Origin of the sequence: Kitasatospora sp. MBT66, from assembly GCF_000710405.2 — a bacterium.
GTDB lineage: Bacteria > Actinomycetota > Actinomycetes > Streptomycetales > Streptomycetaceae > Kitasatospora > Kitasatospora purpeofusca.
Genome location: NZ_JAIY01000018.1, coordinates 56,502 through 71,038, shown reverse-complemented (window position 1 = coordinate 71,038; position 14,537 = coordinate 56,502). Strand labels below are relative to the sequence as shown.

Sequence of the window (14,537 nt, the reverse complement as noted above, 5' to 3'; positions counted from 1 at the left end):
GGTTCCCGCTGGAGAACCCGGGCCTCGTCTCCATCCCGCTGGGCTTCCTGGCCGGGTGGATCGGCACCCTCACCTCGCCCGAGCCGGCCGATCCGGACCGGTACGCCGAGCTGGAGGTCCGCTCCCTGACCGGGGCCGGGGCCGCCTGACGGCGATGCCCGGCCGTGGCCCGGCCGATGTCCACGACCCCCGGCGGAGCCCCGTCGGGGGTCGTGCCGTTCTCCGCTCCCGGGGAGGGGCGGGCCGGTCAGAGCTCCCGCAGGGAGATGACCTCCATCCGGGACGGCGTGCCCGCCGCCTTGCCGCAGCTCTCGGGCCGGGCCGGCTCGCTGACGCCCTCGGCCACCTCGACCTCCCAGGACCGGCCGTCCTCGTGCCGGACGTCGACCCGCCAGCGGCCCGCGCCGTCCGCCCGCTGGGCCAGGGTCAGCGCGTCCGCCCGGGTCTCGCCGGTGACCAGCCGCACGGCCTGGTCGGCGGCCTGGCCCGGCCGGTCCCAGCCGGAGCAGCCGCGCGACCACTCCGGCGCCATGTGGCCGGCCGCGGTGGCCGCCAGCACCTCCTTGGCCGACTCGGCGGTCAGCCGTCCGTAGGTGTAGCCGTACGGCAGGACCAGCATCGTGGGGGAGAAGCGGTGCCCGCCCAGGTGCGTCACCTCCCACACCTCGCTGTGCCCGGCGGCGGCCAGCTCGGCCGCGAGCGGGCGGCCCAGCAGGGCGCAGCAGCGGTCGCGGCGGCCGTTGGTGCACACCAGGGCGATCGGGCCGCCGATGTGGGGGGTTCCGAAGCCTCCGTGCTCGCCGGCGCCCAGCGCGGTGAAGTCCAGGGCGAGCAGTTCCGCCGGGTCCGTCACCTGGCCCCGGCGCACCCAGCTCCGGCCGGGCGTCGGGACGGTGTGCGCCACGACCACCTCGTGCCGGGCGGTCGGGAGGCAGTCCGCGTGCCGGCCGGGGCGGCGGATCAGCGCGACCCGGACGCCGGTGCCGCCGGTCGCGGCGTCCAGCGCGCGGCCGACCTCCGGGTCCAGGTGGCTCTGGGCGAGCGCCTTGGCGCCCCACGGGCCGGTCTGTTCGACCAGCAGCCAGGTGGTGGCGGTCGCGGCGGTGGCGGCCAGCGGCTCCGACAGTTCACGCGACAGCGTCGCACAGGTGCTCACGGCGGTAAGGCTACCCTTGCCGGTCCTCCGCGGCCCGGCCGACCGCGTCGGTGCGGGGCGGTGCGGTGCGAGGTGGCCCGGCCGCCGGGGCGCACCGCGCCGGGAGGCCCGTGACCCGTGCCCGCCCGGGAACGCCGGAGGGGCGCCGACCGAGCGGGTCGGCGCCCCTCCGGGCATGGGCGGGCGGACCTAGACGGGCCCGGCCACGGTGATGATCGGGCTGCTCACCGGGGTGCCGGAGCCGTCCCGGCGCGGGTCGCGCTCCGGCAGGTCGACCGGCGCGCCCTTGGGGCCGGCGGCACGGGCGGGAGCCGGACCGGCCCAGGCGAAGGCGAGCGCGTCCTCGCCGCGCAGGAAGCGCTGGCAGCGCACCCCGCCGGTGGCCCGGCCCTTGCGCGGGTACTGCTCGAAGGGGGTGACCTTCCAGCTGGACTGGGCCTCGCCGGTGAGGGTGCCGGAGGCGCCGGCCACCGAGACGACCACCGCGTCGACGGCCGGGTCGACGGCGGTGAAGGAGAGCACCCGGGCGCCGTCGGACAGCTTGACGCCGGCCATGCCGCCGGCCGGCCGGCCCTGCGGGCGGACCTGCCCGGCGGGGTAGCGCAGCAACTGGGCGTCGGAGGTGATGAAGACGAGGTCCTCCTCGCCGGTGCGCAGCTCGACCGCGCCGACCACCTCGTCGCCGTCCTTGAGCCCGATCACCTCGAACTCGTCCTTGTTGGCGGGCCATTCGGGCACCACCCGCTTGACGACGCCCTGGACGGTGCCCAGCGCCAGGCCGGGGGAGGACTCGTCGAGCGTGGTCAGCGCGAGCACCCGCTCGTTGTCCTCCAGCCGGAGGAACTCGGTGACGAGCGCGCCGCCGGCCAGCGTCGGCGACGGGGTGGGCGGCAGCGCCGGCAGGTCGATGACCGGCAGCCGCAGGACCCGGCCGGCCGAGGTGACCACGCCGATGTCGGCGCGGGCGGTGGTCGGCACCGCGGAGACGATCACATCGTGCTTGGCGCGCTTCTCCGACACCTCGAACGGCTCGCCGTCGGCGGTGCGGGCGAGCAGGCCGGTGGAGGAGAGCAGCACCCGGCAGGGGTCGTCCGCGACCTCCAGCGGAACGGTCAGCGAGGCGGCCGGAGCGGCGCCGGCCTCCAGCAGGACGGTGCGCCGCTCGGTGCCGAACTGCTTGGCGACGGCGCCGAGTTCGGTGGAGACCACGCTGCGCAGCCTGGTGTCGGACTCCAGGATCTCGGTCAGCTCGGCGATCTCCGAGTTGAGCTTGGCCTGCTCCTGCTCCAGCTCGACCCGGTCGAAGCGGGTGAGCCGGCGCAGCGGGGTGTCGAGGATGTACGCGGTCTGCGTCTCGCTCAGCGAGAAGCGCTCGATCAGGCGCTCCTTGGCCTGGGCGGCGTTGTCGCTCGACCGGATGAGGGCGATGACCTCGTCGATGTCGACCAGGGCGACCAGCAGGCCCTCGACCAGGTGCAGCCGCTCCTGGCGCTTGCGGCGGCGGAAGTCGCTGCGCCGGCGGACCACCTCGAAGCGGTGGTCGACGTAGACCTCCAGCAGCTCCTTGAGGCCGAGGGTGAGCGGCTGGCCGTCGACCAGCGCCACGTTGTTGATGCCGAAGGTCTCCTCCATCGGCGTCAGCTTGTAGAGCTGCTCCAGCAGGGCCTCGGGCACGAAGCCGTTCTTGACCTCGATGACGAGGCGCAGCCCGTGCTCGCGGTCGGTGAGGTCCTTGACGTCCGCGATGCCCTGGAGCTTCTTCGCGTTGACGAGGTCCTTGATCTTGGAGATGACCTTCTCCGGGCCGACGTTGTACGGCAGCTCGGTGACCACGATGCCCTTGCGGCGGGCGCTGACGGCCTCGATGGTCGTGGTGGCGCGGATCTTGAAGGTGCCGCGGCCGGACTCGTAGGCGTCCCTGATGCCGGAGAGGCCGACGATCCGTCCGCCGGTGGGCAGGTCGGGGCCGGGGACGAACCGCATCAGGGTGTCGAGGTCGGCGCTCGGGTGCTTGATCAGGTGCCGGGCGGCGGCGACGACCTCGGAGAGGTTGTGCGGCGGCATGTTGGTGGCCATGCCGACGGCGATCCCGGTCGCGCCGTTGACCAGCAGGTTGGGGAACGCCGCCGGGAGGGCCAGCGGTTCCTGCTCGCTGCCGTCGTAGTTGGGGCCGAAGTCGACGGTCTCCTCGTGGATCGACTCGACCATGGCCATCGAGGCGGCGGTGAGCCGCGACTCGGTGTAGCGCATCGCGGCCGGCGGGTCGTCGTTGCCGAGCGAGCCGAAGTTGCCGTGGCCGTCGATCAGCGGCAGCCGCATCGAGAACGGCTGGGCCATGCGGACGACCGAGTCGTAGATGGAGGCATCACCGTGCGGGTGCAGCCGGCCCATCACCTCGCCGACCAGGCGGGCGCACTTGACGTGGCCGCGCTCCGGGCGCAGGCCCATCTCGTTGGCCTGGTACAGGATGCGGCGGTGCACCGGCTTGAGGCCGTCCCGCGCGTCCGGGAGGGCCCGGGAGTAGATGACGGAGTAGGCGTACTCGAGGAACGAGCCCTGCATCTCGTCCACGACGTCGACGTCGAGGATGCGCTCCTCGAAGTCTCCGGGGGGCGGGGTCTGCGAACTGCGGCGGGCCATCGCGGCGGGGCTCCCTTACGTCTCGCTTGCTTCTCGTCCACGTCTCGTCGGCGCGGTCTCGCCGGGCTGTCGGCTGTGCTGTCAACAGGGCTCGGCGCCCCCATTGTGGACCCTCCCGCCGACAGTCCCGGCCAGCGCCCCTCTTCCGCCCCTGGCGAACGTCCTGTCCGCGCGGACACATCCACGGCGCTCGCGCGTTGCACCACAATGGGGGACGCCACACGAAAGACCCCCGACGTCGACGACGGGAAGGACCCGAGCGCATGGCCAACCCGGCCCCCGCCTCCGAGCAGCGAGGCATCGCCATCACCGAGCACCGCCTGGCCAATGGCCTGCGCGTCGTCCTCTCCGAGGACCACCTGACCCCGGTGGCCGCGGTCTGCCTCTGGTACGACGTGGGCTCCCGGCACGAGGTGAAGGGCCGCACCGGACTGGCCCACCTGTTCGAGCACCTGATGTTCCAGGGGTCCGCCAACGTGTCCAACAACGGGCACTTCGAGCTCGTCCAGGGCGCCGGCGGCTCGCTCAACGGCACCACGAGCTTCGAGCGCACCAACTACTTCGAGACCATGCCGGCCCACCAGTTGGAGCTCGCGCTCTGGCTGGAGGCGGACCGGATGGGCTCGCTGCTGGCCGCCCTCGACGACGCGTCGATGGAGAACCAGCGCGACGTGGTGAAGAACGAGCGCCGCCAGCGGTACGACAACGTGCCCTACGGCACCGCGTTCGAGCGGCTCACCGCGCTGTCGTTCCCGGACGGCCACCCGTACCACCACACCCCGATCGGCTCGATGGCCGACCTGGACGCGGCGACGCTGGAGGACGCCCGGGCGTTCTTCCGCACCTACTACGCGCCCAACAACGCGGTGCTCTCGGTGGTCGGCGACATCGACCCGGAGCAGGCGATCGCCTGGGTGGAGAAGTACTTCGGCAGCATCCCCGCGCACGACGGCAAGCAGCCGCCGCGCGACGGCTCCCTGCCGGAGAGCATCGGCCGGGAGATCCGCGAGCTGATCCGCGAGGACGTGCCCTCCCGCGCGCTGATGGCCGCCTACCGGCTGCCGCACGACGGCACCCGCGAGGCGGACGCCGCCGACCTGGCGCTGACCGTCCTGGGCAGCGGCGAGTCGAGCCGGCTGTACAACCGGCTGGTCCGCCGGGACCGCACCGCCGTCGCCGCGGGCTTCGGCCTGCTGCGGCTGTCCGGTGCGCCGAGCCTGGGCTGGCTGGACGTCAAGACCTCGGGCGACGCCACGGTCGAGCAGATCGAGGCCGCCGTCGACGAGGAGCTGGCCCGGTTCGCGGCCGAGGGCCCGACCGCGGCCGAACTGGAGCGCGCCCAGGCGCAGATCGAGCGCGAGTGGCTGGACCGGCTCACCACGGTGGCCGGCCGCGCCGACGAACTCTGCCGCTACGCCGTGCTGTTCGGCGACCCGAAGCTGCTGAACGACGCCCTGCCGAAGGTCCTCGACGTCACCGCCGAGGAGGTGCGGGCCGTCGCCGCGGCCCGGCTGCACCCGCAGAACCGGGCGGTCCTGGTGTACGAGCCGACCACGGCCGAGGACACCGCCGCCGACACCGCTGCCACCGCCGAGACCGACGAGGAGGGCGCCGCCGTATGAGCACCGAGTACGTCCCCGCCATGACCTTCCACCCGCAGCCCCAGCCCGGCACGCCCACCCCGTGGGCGTTCCCGGCGCCGGAGCGCGCCGCGCTCGGCAACGGCATCACGGTGCTGCACTGCCACCGCCCCGGCCAGCAACTGGTGGCCGTCGACGTGCTGCTCGACGCCCCGCTCGCGGCCGAGCCGGAGGGCCTGGACGGCGTCGCCTCGATCCTCGCCCGGGCGCTCAGCGAGGGCACCGACACGCTGACCGCCGAGGAGTTCGCGGCCGAGCTGGAGCGGGCCGGCGCCACCCTGGACGCGCACGCCGACCACCCGTGCATCCGGGTCTCGCTGGAGGTGCCGGCCTCCCGGCTGGCCCGCGGCCTGGACCTGCTGGCCGCCGCGCTGGGCAGCCCGGCGCTGCCGGAGGACGAGATCGAGCGGCTGGTCGCCAACCGGCTGGACGAGATCGTGCACGAGCAGGCCAACCCGGCCCGGCGGGCCGCCAAGGCGCTGTACGCCTCGCTGTTCGACGCCGCCGACCGGCTCTCCCGCCCGCGCGGCGGCAGCGCCGAGACGGTCAAGACCATCGACCGGGCCGCCGTCCGGGCCTTCTACGAGGGGCATGTGCGGCCCGCCACCACCACCGTGGTGGTGGTCGGCGACCTCACCGGCACCGATCTGCCGGCCCTGCTGGAGTCCACCCTCGGCGGCTGGAAGGGCGCTCCGGCCGCGCCGGCCGCGCACGCCCCGGTGACCGGTGACGACACCGGCCGGGTGATCATCGTGGACCGGCCCGGTTCGGTGCAGACCCAGCTGCTGATCGGCCGGATCGGCCCGGACCGGCACGACCCGGCCTGGGCCGCGCAGATCCTCGGCACCTACTGCCTGGGCGGCACGCTCACCTCCCGGCTGGACCGGGTGCTGCGGGAGGAGAAGGGCTACACCTACGGCGTGCGGGCGTTCGCGCAGCCGCTGCGCTCGGCCCCGGACGGCAGCGGGCGCGCCATGCTGGCGATCAGCGGCTCGGTGGACACCGCTTCCACCGCCCCGGCGCTTGCCGACACCTGGACCATCCTGCGCACGCTGGCCGCGGAGGGGCTCACCGACGCGGAGCGCGAGGAGGCGGTGCAGTTCCTGGTCGGGGTGGCGCCGCTGAAGTACGAGACGGCGGGTTCGGTGGCCGGCACCCTGGCCGACCAGGTCGAGCAGCACCTGGCGGACGACTTCCAGGCGGAGGTCTACCGGCAGCTGGCCGAGCTGTCGACCGCCGCCGCCACCGAGGCCGTGGTGAGCGCCTTCCCGCCGGACCGGCTGGTGACGGTCCTGGTCGGCGACGCCTCGGCGTTCGCGGACCAGGTGCGTGAGCTGGGCATCGGCGAGGTGACCGTGATCGGGGCCTGATCCGGCGCCCGGTCCGGCATCGGACCCCGGGGCCCGGTGGAGCGTTGCGACGCTCCGCCGGGCCCTTTCGCGTGCCGGCGGCGGTACCGGCACCGCCGCCGGCCCCCGTGCTGCTGATTCCCGGGCCGCTGACTTCCCGTGCTGCTGATCCCCGGGCCGCTGACTTTCCGGGCCGGCGTTAATTCCCTTGCCGGGGTGGCGCGCTGCGTGGCTAGATATCCCCGGCAACCGGTGCACACACGGAGAGGAGGCGGTCACCATGCGGGTCGAGTCCTATCGACAGTGCTCCCCGAGACTGTCCTCCCGAAGCCCCTTCGCGGTCTGAGCACCGCTCCCGCGTCGGCCGAGCGCCGCCGCCCCCACTGACGTCCCCGAACCGCGCCGGGTCTTTCGCGCGGTACCTGCCTACGCTTGAACCGTCCGACCCCAGGAGGTCGTTGAACCATGTCGTACACCGAGGTACCCGGCGTCCGGACTCCGATCCGGATGTGGACCGACCCGGCCACCGTCGAGGGCCAGGCCATGGAGCAGCTGCGCAACATCAGCTCGCTGCCCTGGCTGCACGGCCTCGCCGTGATGCCCGACGTCCACCTGGGCAAGGGGGCGACCGTGGGTTCGGTGATCGCCATGCGCGCCGCCGTCTGCCCGGCCGCGGTCGGCGTGGACATCGGCTGCGGGATGAGCGCGGTGAAGACCTCGCTCACCGCGAAGGACCTGCCGGACGACCTGTCGCGGCTGCGCTCGCAGATCGAGCGGACCATCCCGGTCGGGCGCGGTCTGCACTCCGACCCGGTCGACCCGGGCAAGCTGCACGGCGTCCCGACCGGGGGCTGGGACGACTTCTGGCAGCGGTTCGACGGGGTCGCCTCCGAGGTGAAGTGGCGCCGGGACCGGGCGGCCCAGCAGATGGCGACGCTCGGCGGCGGCAACCACTTCATCGAGGTGTGCATCGACGACACCGGCGCGGTCTGGCTGATGCTGCACTCCGGTTCGCGCAACATCGGCAAGGAACTGGCGGAGCACCACATGGGCGTGGCCCGGTCGCTGCCGCACAACCAGGGCCTGATCGACCGTGACCTCGCGGTGTTCATCGCGGACACCCCGCAGATGGCCGCGTACCGGCAGGACCTCTTCTGGGCGCAGGAGTACGCCAAGCGCAACCGGGCGTTGATGATGGCGCTGTTCCAGGACGTGGTCCGGCGCGAGTTCCCCCGGGCGAAGGTCGCCTTCGACGAGGTGATCAGCTGCCACCACAACTACGTCGCGGAGGAGCGCTACGACGGCGTCGACCTGCTGGTCACCCGCAAGGGTGCGATCCGGGCCGGGGCCGGTGACTACGGGATCATCCCGGGCTCGATGGGCACCGGGTCGTACATCGTGCGCGGACTGGGCAACGAGGCGTCGTTCAACTCGGCCTCGCACGGCGCCGGCCGGAAGATGAGCCGCACCGCCGCGAAGAAGCGGTTCAGCACCAGCGACCTGGTCGAGCAGACCGCGGGCGTGGAGTGCCGCAAGGACGCCGGGGTGGTGGACGAGATCCCGGGCGCCTACAAGTCGATCGAGAAGGTGATCGAGCAGCAGCGGGACCTCGTCGAGGTCGTGGCGCACCTGAAGCAGGTGGTCTGCGTCAAGGGCTGAGCGCCCTCCGGCGCCCGTCGCACGAAGCCCCCGGCCCCCGGCCGGGGGCTTTCGCGTGCCCGGACCCGGCGGCTCAGACGCTGTCGCGCCGGGGGTTCAGCCGCCGGTAGCCGGGGTGCACCCCGGCGGTGAGCTGCTGCGCCTCGGCGATCCGACGCAGCAGTCCGGCCAGGGCGATACGTTCCTGCGGGTCGAGGCCGGTGCAGAGCGCCTCCTCGTGGGCGAGTGCCGCCTCGGCGAGCCCGCGCATCGCCTCCTCGCCCTTGGGCGCGAGGTAGAGGTCCTGGAACCGGCGGTCCTTGGGGTTGCGGCGGCGCTCGACCAGTCCGCGTTCCTCGATGGCGTCGATGAAGGCCACGAACCGGCTCGGCGACATGCCGAGCCGCCGGGCGAGTTCCTGCTGGTGCTGGCCGGGGGCCAGGCTGACCGCCCGGAGCAGGCCCGCCTGGGCCGGGGTGAGATCGAGCTCGGCGACCCGCCGGGCGAAGGCCTGCGAGGCGTGCTCACCCAACTGGGACAGCAGAAATGCGACTTGGGCTCCCTGCGGTCCCGGATGGGGCGACGGGGCGCGGTCGGGAGGTTCGGTCATGGAAACACGATACCAGTGGACAATGATGTCCCCGAGTGAACTATTCTGGACAAGGAACTACCGGCGTCGGTGCCGACCCGTCCGTCGTCGGCCTCCGGACCACCCATCGACCCGTTTTCGACTGGAGTGCCCCTCATGACCACGACATCTGCGGTGCCGGCCGCCTCCGCCCGGCGACAGCAGTCAGGTCCCCCCTTGCTGCTCCCCGCCGTGGCGTTCGCGGCGCTGATGGTGGTGTCCATCGTGTTGGCCCGGCAGACCCCTCTGCCCACCGATTCGGCGGCCGACACCCTCGCCTACTACAAGGACCACGCGACCGCCGCCAAGGTGTCCGGGACGCTGCAGTTCGCCGCCTCGCTGCCGCTCGCGGTCTGGGCCGCGATCGTCTACCAGCGGCTGCGCCGCCTGGGCGTCACCGCCCCCGGCCCCGGCATCGCGCTGGTGTCCGGAGTGCTCGCCTCCGCCGCGATGGCGCTGTGCGGCCTCACCGTCTGGGCCGCCTCCCGCTCCGGGGACCTCGGCGACGCCTCGCTGGCCCGCTCGCTGGCCGACCTCACCTTCGCCTCCGGCGGGCCCGGGCACGTGGTGCCGTTCGCCGTGATGCTGGCCGGGGTGGCCGTGCCGATGCTGCTGCTCGGCTTCGGGCCGAAGGGCTTCGCCTGGGCCGGCCTGGTGCTCGCCGGGATCGGCGTGCTGGGCACCCTGGCCCTGCTCTCCACCAGCCTCGGCTTCTTCCTGCCGATCGCCCGCTTCGGCGGCCTGATCTGGCTCATCGCGGCCAGCGTGATCCTGCCCAAGCAGCGTCCGCGCCGCACGCCGGGTGCCGAGGTCGACCCGGCCTGACCGGGGACCCGGTGTTCTGACTGCTCCGGCGCGGTGACGGCCCGGACCCCCCGTTGGTGGTGCTCCGGGGGTGGGGCCGTCCCGGCCGGGGGCGGGCGGCGGGGGAGCGGCGCCGGGAGGCGCGGTCGACCCGGTCGCTACCGAGCGGGCCGCAGGGCTCGTGAGGAAAAGGGAGGGCGGCGCGGCGGTGTCCTGGGGAGGAAGGCCGCCGCGCCGCCTACCGTCGTACGGCGACCGGAGGGGGGTCGCCGGCCGGCGGGGTGGTGCGGGTGCGGTCCGGGGGGCGGACGCGCCTGGTACGGGAGTGGCGTGGGTGAAAGGGGTTCGCCCGACGGGCCCGTGAGTCGTGGGCGGGGGGAGCCGCCCGGCTGTCAGGCCGCCGCGAGACGGCGGTCGAGAACGGCGAGAATCAGCTCCTCGACGCGGCGGGCGACCGGATCGCTCTCGCCGCCCGGGCCGGCCAGCAGGTCGAAGGTCTCGAAGCTGGTCAGCATGAACAGCATCTCCACCAGTTCGTCGAGCCCGGCCTCGTCGACCTCGGCGCCCCGGTCGGCGAGCAGCCGGTTGAGGACCACCTGGAGGCCGCCGCGCCGCCGCTCGCTGCGGCTCTGCAACGCGGTGTCGAGCTCCGGGTCGAGGATTCCCAGGCCGCGCAGCCGGCGCAGGGCGACCCGGCCGGAGGCGTAGAAGCCGTTCAGCACGTCGAGCAGCGCGGTGAGCGCCTCGCGGCCGCTGGGGGCCATGAACGCCGCGGGCATCCTGGCCATCCCGCCGCGCTGGGCCAGATCGTCGAAGAGTGCCTCCAGCAGGCCGGTCTTCGAGTCGAACTGGTAGTAGACGGTCATCCGCGCCACTCCGGCGGTCTTGGCGACGGCGTCCATGCTGAACGAGGCCGGGCCCTTCTCCCCGGTGAGCAGCTCGCAGGCCGCCTCCAGAATGCGGGTGCGGGTCTGTTCGGCGGCTACCTGGCGTTGGCCGGCTCGGTACTGGCGTGGGCTCATGGGCTGTTGACGTCTCCTGAGGCGGGTGCTATCACATTCATTGTACACTCAGTCTATATAAAAATACGGGGGCAGGGAACGGTGCGGCGGAGGCCGCCTCCCGTACCCGCCCCCCGCAGAGGACCGGCGCCACTCCCGTCACGTCATCCCCCCATACTGCGGAGGCCACGATGAGGTACCGCCATGTGAGTGTGCCGAGGCTCGGCGGAGCCGAGGTCCTGAGGCTGTCCAGCGACGAACTCCCGGCACCGGCCGTCGGCCAGGTCCGGGTCCGGGTGCTCGCCGCCGGCGTCTCCTACGGTGACATTCTGCTACGTGCCGGCGTGATCCCCGGCGGGCCCAAGCGGCCCTTCACCCCCGGATACGACCTGGTGGGGGTCGTGGACCAGGTCGGGCCGGGCACCAGGGCCCCCGAACCGGGCACCCGGGTGGTCGCGTTGGTGCGCAGCGGCGGCTACGCGGAGTACGCGCTGGTGGCCGCCAACCGGCTGGTTCCGCTGCCCGACGGCGTCGACCCGGTGGAGGCCTCGGCGCTCTCGCTGAACTACTTCATCGCCCAGCAGATGCTGCACCGGGTGGCCGAGGTCCGGCAGGGCAGCACCGTCCTGGTGCACGGCGCGTCCGGCGGCGTCGGCACCGCCTTCCTGGAGCTGGCCGCGCTCGCCGGGGTCACCGTCTACGGCACCTGCTCCGCCGCCCGGGCCGACCAGGTGCGGGCGCTCGGCGGCCGTCCGATCGACCGGGACGCCGAGGACTTCCGCCGGGTGGTGCGCGGCCTGCCGGGCGGCGCGGTGGACGCGGTGTTCGACCCGATCGGCGGCCCGCACTTCCTCCGCTCGTACCAGGCGGTGCGGCGCGGCGGCGTGATGGTCGGCTTCGGCCAGAACGCCGCGCTGCGCGGCAACCAGCGGGACCTGCTGACCGGCGCCCAGGGCTTCCTGGGCGGCATCGTGCTGCCGAAGCTGATCCCGGACGGCAAGCGCACGCTGTTCTACAACGCCTGGAGCCTGGAGAAGTCCCACCCGGCCGCGTACCAGCAGGACCTCGCGACCGTGCTGGAGCTGCTGCAGAAGGGCCTGGTCAAGCCGCGGGTGGGCCGCACCATGCCGCTGGAGGAGGCGGCCGACGCGCACCGGGCGATGGAGACCGCCGCGATCACCGGGAAGATCGTGCTCGTCCCGGCCGCGGCCTGACCGAAGGGGCGCGCCTCCAGGGCACGGGGCGCGCCCGGGCCGCCGTACTCCTGTCCCCGGTCAGGGGGGCGGCGGCCGGGGACGGGGCAGGAAAGGTTCCCAGCGTGTTGGGGATTCCCGACCCATGACGGTGGGACGGCGGGTCCGCAGGATGGCGGTAGCACCGCTTCCCCCCGTTGCCGTCCCGTCGGAGGCTCCCCGATGCGAACCGCCCTGCGCCGTGCCCACCGCCGTCTGCTGCTGCGCCGCTGGATGCGGCGGGGCGGCCGCTACCTGGCGGACGGGCTGATCTGGCTCGGTCTGGCGATGGGGGCGATGACCTCGCCCTCCGCCCTGCCGGGGGCGCGGAAGCCGGAGGACGTGCTGCCTCCGGTGGGGGTGCCGGAGTGGCACCCGGAGCGGACCTCGGCGCCGGCCGAGCCGCTGAGCCTGCGCGAGGAGGAGCTCTGGGCGCAGCTGCTGGAACGCTGACCGGGCCCCCGGGGCCCGGCCCGGCCCCGGGCCCGTCCTGTCGACCGGCTCGGACCCGGGAGCGAACGGCGGGGCCGCCCGGCCCGGCCCGCGTACCCGGCCCGCGCCGGAGGGCGCACCCCTGAGCAGGGGTTCTAACTGCCGAGTCCGGCCCGCCGGGCCCGGACGGCCGCCTCGGCGCGGTCGGCCACCTGGAGCTTGCTGAAGATCCGGGAGAGGTAGTTGCGCACCGTCTTCATGGAGAGCCCGAACTCATTGGCGATGTGCGCGTTGTTGCGGCCGTCGGCCAGCATGGTCAGCACCGCCATCTCCCGGGGGGTCAGGTCGGGGAACGGCTCGCGCTCCGGAGCCGGCCGGCGCACCTGGGCCAGCAGATGGGCGGCGGCCTCCGGGCCGAACAGCGCCCCGCCCTGGCTGACCGCGGTGATCGCCCGGCGGACGTCGTCCAGGCCGGCGCCCTTGACCAGGTAGCCCCGCGCACCCGCGCGGACCGCCGCGACGATGGAGTCGTCGTTGTCGTCGGCCGTCAGCATCACCACCGCCACCCGGGGGTGGCGGGCGAGCAGGGTCCGGGTCGCCTCGATGCCGTCGGTGCCGGGCATGCTGATGTCCATCAGGACGACGTCCGGCGCGAGCCGCTCCACCGCGGAGAGCACGTCGGCCCCGCTGGAGGCCTCGCCCACCACCGTCAGTGAGTCGATCCGGTCGAGGAGTTGGCGCAAACCCGCCCGGAACAGCTCATGGTCGTCGACGACCAGGATGCGGAGGTTTCGAGGTACGGCCGGATCCATGGGGGCTCCTAAGGGGAGGGTGAGGGAACACGGTCAACTCGGTGGGCGCACGGGGTCGCAGGGAAACGGCACGGGTCGGTCGGACACGGAGCCCGTGGCCGCCGGGAGGCGGGGGAGAGAGGACGAGGGGCCGGTCAGTCGAGCCGGTGGGTGCCGTCGACGAGCGCCGAGTGCGGCAGTCGGACCCGGACCACGGTGCCGTGCGGGGCCCTGGTCCCGATCGAGAAAAAGCCGCCGAGTTCTCTGGTGCGCAGGCACATCGAAGGAAGTCCGATTCCGCCGACCGCGTCGCCGGAAATGCCGATCCCATCGTCCTCGATGGAAAGGACGAGGCCCTCCGGGCCGATCGACGCGGAGATCCGGCAGAACGATGCCCCGGCATGCCGGACGACATTCGCGACAGCCTCGCCGGAGATGTTCTTCAATTCTTTCTGGACACGTGTCGGAAAATCGTCCAGGACGGCCGGGAGCTCGGTGACGACCCGGAGCCGGCCGGCCCCGGCCTCCTCGAAGGCGCGGGCCTGCCGGTGCAGGAACTGGCGCAGTGTGCCGGTGGCGGCGACGGTCCGGGGCTCGGAGGTGTCGAGGTCCCGGATCACCTGTCGGACATCCGCGATCGCGGTGCTGACATCCTCCCGGGCCTGGGCCAGCAGGGCCGGGGCCTGGTCGGCGTCACCGGTCAGATTGAGACCGGCGAGTTCCATGCGCATGTGCAGAGCGGCCAGCCTGGGCGCCAGGGAGTCGTGCAACTCCCTGCGCACACGGCGGCGTTCGTCGAGTCGGGCGGCGGCAGCCGGACAGCCGGACTCCGCTTCGTCGACCGGCGTTCCGGCCGGCCGGGGTCGTGGCTGCGCCGGTGGCAGGCCGGCTGCGCCGATGCCGGTGACCAGCCCGACCAGGGTGTTCACCAGCCGACCGATCCGGTCGGAGGTGTTCCGTTCACCGCGCGTAGCGAGCGCTCCGACGCCGCTCACGGCCAGGCTCGTCGGTCTTCGGTCGGCCCTGCCGGAGGATTTGAGTATCTGGTCCAGCATGGTTCCTGAGATCCCCCCGTCGCTCGCGTCTTACCCACTGTGCACGGGCGTTCCTGGCGCGGGGAAATGGAATTCCTCGGGCATGTCCGAAAACAGGCACGGCGGACCTCTGAGTATCGGTCCGTCGTTCGTTTCCATGCCGTGATCCCAATCCACCCGGGACAAGACCTT

General features: G+C 73.4%; 12 protein-coding genes. 6 read left to right on the top strand and 6 right to left on the bottom strand.

The window, feature by feature from the left end; genetic code table 11:
* Window positions 1–247 precede the first annotated feature (247 nt).
* Window positions 248–1,156 (bottom strand): sucrase ferredoxin, encoded by a 909-nt coding sequence (locus BI06_RS40300; protein WP_043476917.1) that lies wholly within the window; start codon window positions 1,154–1,156, stop codon window positions 248–250.
* Window positions 1,157–1,345: 189 nt separating this feature from the next.
* Window positions 1,346–3,796 (bottom strand): DNA topoisomerase (ATP-hydrolyzing) subunit A, encoded by a 2,451-nt coding sequence (locus BI06_RS40295; RefSeq protein WP_043476914.1) that lies wholly within the window; start codon window positions 3,794–3,796, stop codon window positions 1,346–1,348.
* A 263-nt stretch (window positions 3,797–4,059) separates the two neighbouring features.
* Here BI06_RS40295 and BI06_RS40290 point away from each other — a divergent pair, with 263 nt between their 5' ends.
* The 3 genes from BI06_RS40290 (at window position 4,060) to BI06_RS40280 (ending at window position 8,444) form a co-directional block, all read left to right on the top strand.
* Window positions 4,060–5,418, top strand: a complete 1,359-nt coding sequence (locus BI06_RS40290; RefSeq protein ID WP_030396612.1) for a pitrilysin family protein — start codon at window positions 4,060–4,062, stop codon at window positions 5,416–5,418.
* Window positions 5,419–5,438: 20 nt separating this feature from the next.
* Window positions 5,439–6,806 carry a pitrilysin family protein gene (locus BI06_RS40285; protein ID WP_043477018.1) on the top strand — a complete coding sequence of 456 codons (1,368 nt, stop codon included), beginning with the start codon at window positions 5,439–5,441 and terminating at the stop codon, window positions 6,804–6,806.
* A 444-nt stretch (window positions 6,807–7,250) separates the two neighbouring features.
* Entirely contained in the window at window positions 7,251–8,444 is a 1,194-nt protein-coding gene (locus BI06_RS40280; RefSeq protein ID WP_043476910.1) for an RtcB family protein, read from the top strand.
* 73 nt (window positions 8,445–8,517) lie between these two features.
* Here the strand turns inward: BI06_RS40280 and BI06_RS40275 are convergent, their stop codons facing one another.
* Window positions 8,518–9,033, bottom strand: coding sequence for a MarR family winged helix-turn-helix transcriptional regulator (locus BI06_RS40275; protein ID WP_030396609.1), 516 nt, complete (start codon window positions 9,031–9,033; stop codon window positions 8,518–8,520).
* A 195-nt stretch (window positions 9,034–9,228) separates the two neighbouring features.
* Between BI06_RS40275 and BI06_RS40270 the strand changes: the two genes are divergently transcribed.
* Complete coding sequence (locus BI06_RS40270; RefSeq protein ID WP_078880412.1) at window positions 9,229–9,876, top strand: DUF4386 domain-containing protein; 648 nt, start codon at window positions 9,229–9,231, stop codon at window positions 9,874–9,876.
* A 371-nt stretch (window positions 9,877–10,247) separates the two neighbouring features.
* Here BI06_RS40270 and BI06_RS40265 read toward each other — a convergent pair whose 3' ends face one another.
* Window positions 10,248–10,877 carry a TetR/AcrR family transcriptional regulator gene (locus tag BI06_RS40265; protein ID WP_030396607.1) on the bottom strand — a complete coding sequence of 210 codons (630 nt, stop codon included), beginning with the start codon at window positions 10,875–10,877 and terminating at the stop codon, window positions 10,248–10,250.
* Between the two features lie 170 nt (window positions 10,878–11,047).
* On the opposite strand from BI06_RS40265, the gene BI06_RS40260 reads away from it, so the two are divergent.
* Window positions 11,048–12,070 carry a medium chain dehydrogenase/reductase family protein gene (locus tag BI06_RS40260; RefSeq protein WP_043476907.1) on the top strand — a complete coding sequence of 341 codons (1,023 nt, stop codon included), beginning with the start codon at window positions 11,048–11,050 and terminating at the stop codon, window positions 12,068–12,070.
* A 201-nt stretch (window positions 12,071–12,271) separates the two neighbouring features.
* Window positions 12,272–12,541: a hypothetical protein gene (locus tag BI06_RS40255; protein WP_030396605.1), complete on the top strand. Its 270-nt coding sequence runs from the start codon at window positions 12,272–12,274 to the stop codon at window positions 12,539–12,541.
* A 134-nt stretch (window positions 12,542–12,675) separates the two neighbouring features.
* On the opposite strand, the gene BI06_RS40250 is transcribed toward BI06_RS40255, so the two are convergent.
* Both BI06_RS40250 and BI06_RS40245 read right to left on the bottom strand, forming a co-directional pair.
* Window positions 12,676–13,332: a response regulator transcription factor gene (locus BI06_RS40250; protein WP_030396604.1), complete on the bottom strand. Its 657-nt coding sequence runs from the start codon at window positions 13,330–13,332 to the stop codon at window positions 12,676–12,678.
* A 134-nt stretch (window positions 13,333–13,466) separates the two neighbouring features.
* The gene (locus BI06_RS40245) at window positions 13,467–14,306 is read right to left on the bottom strand and encodes a sensor histidine kinase (RefSeq protein WP_051742859.1); all 840 of its coding nucleotides are present in this window, start codon (window positions 14,304–14,306) and stop codon (window positions 13,467–13,469) included.
* Between the last annotated feature and the right edge of the window lie 231 nt (window positions 14,307–14,537).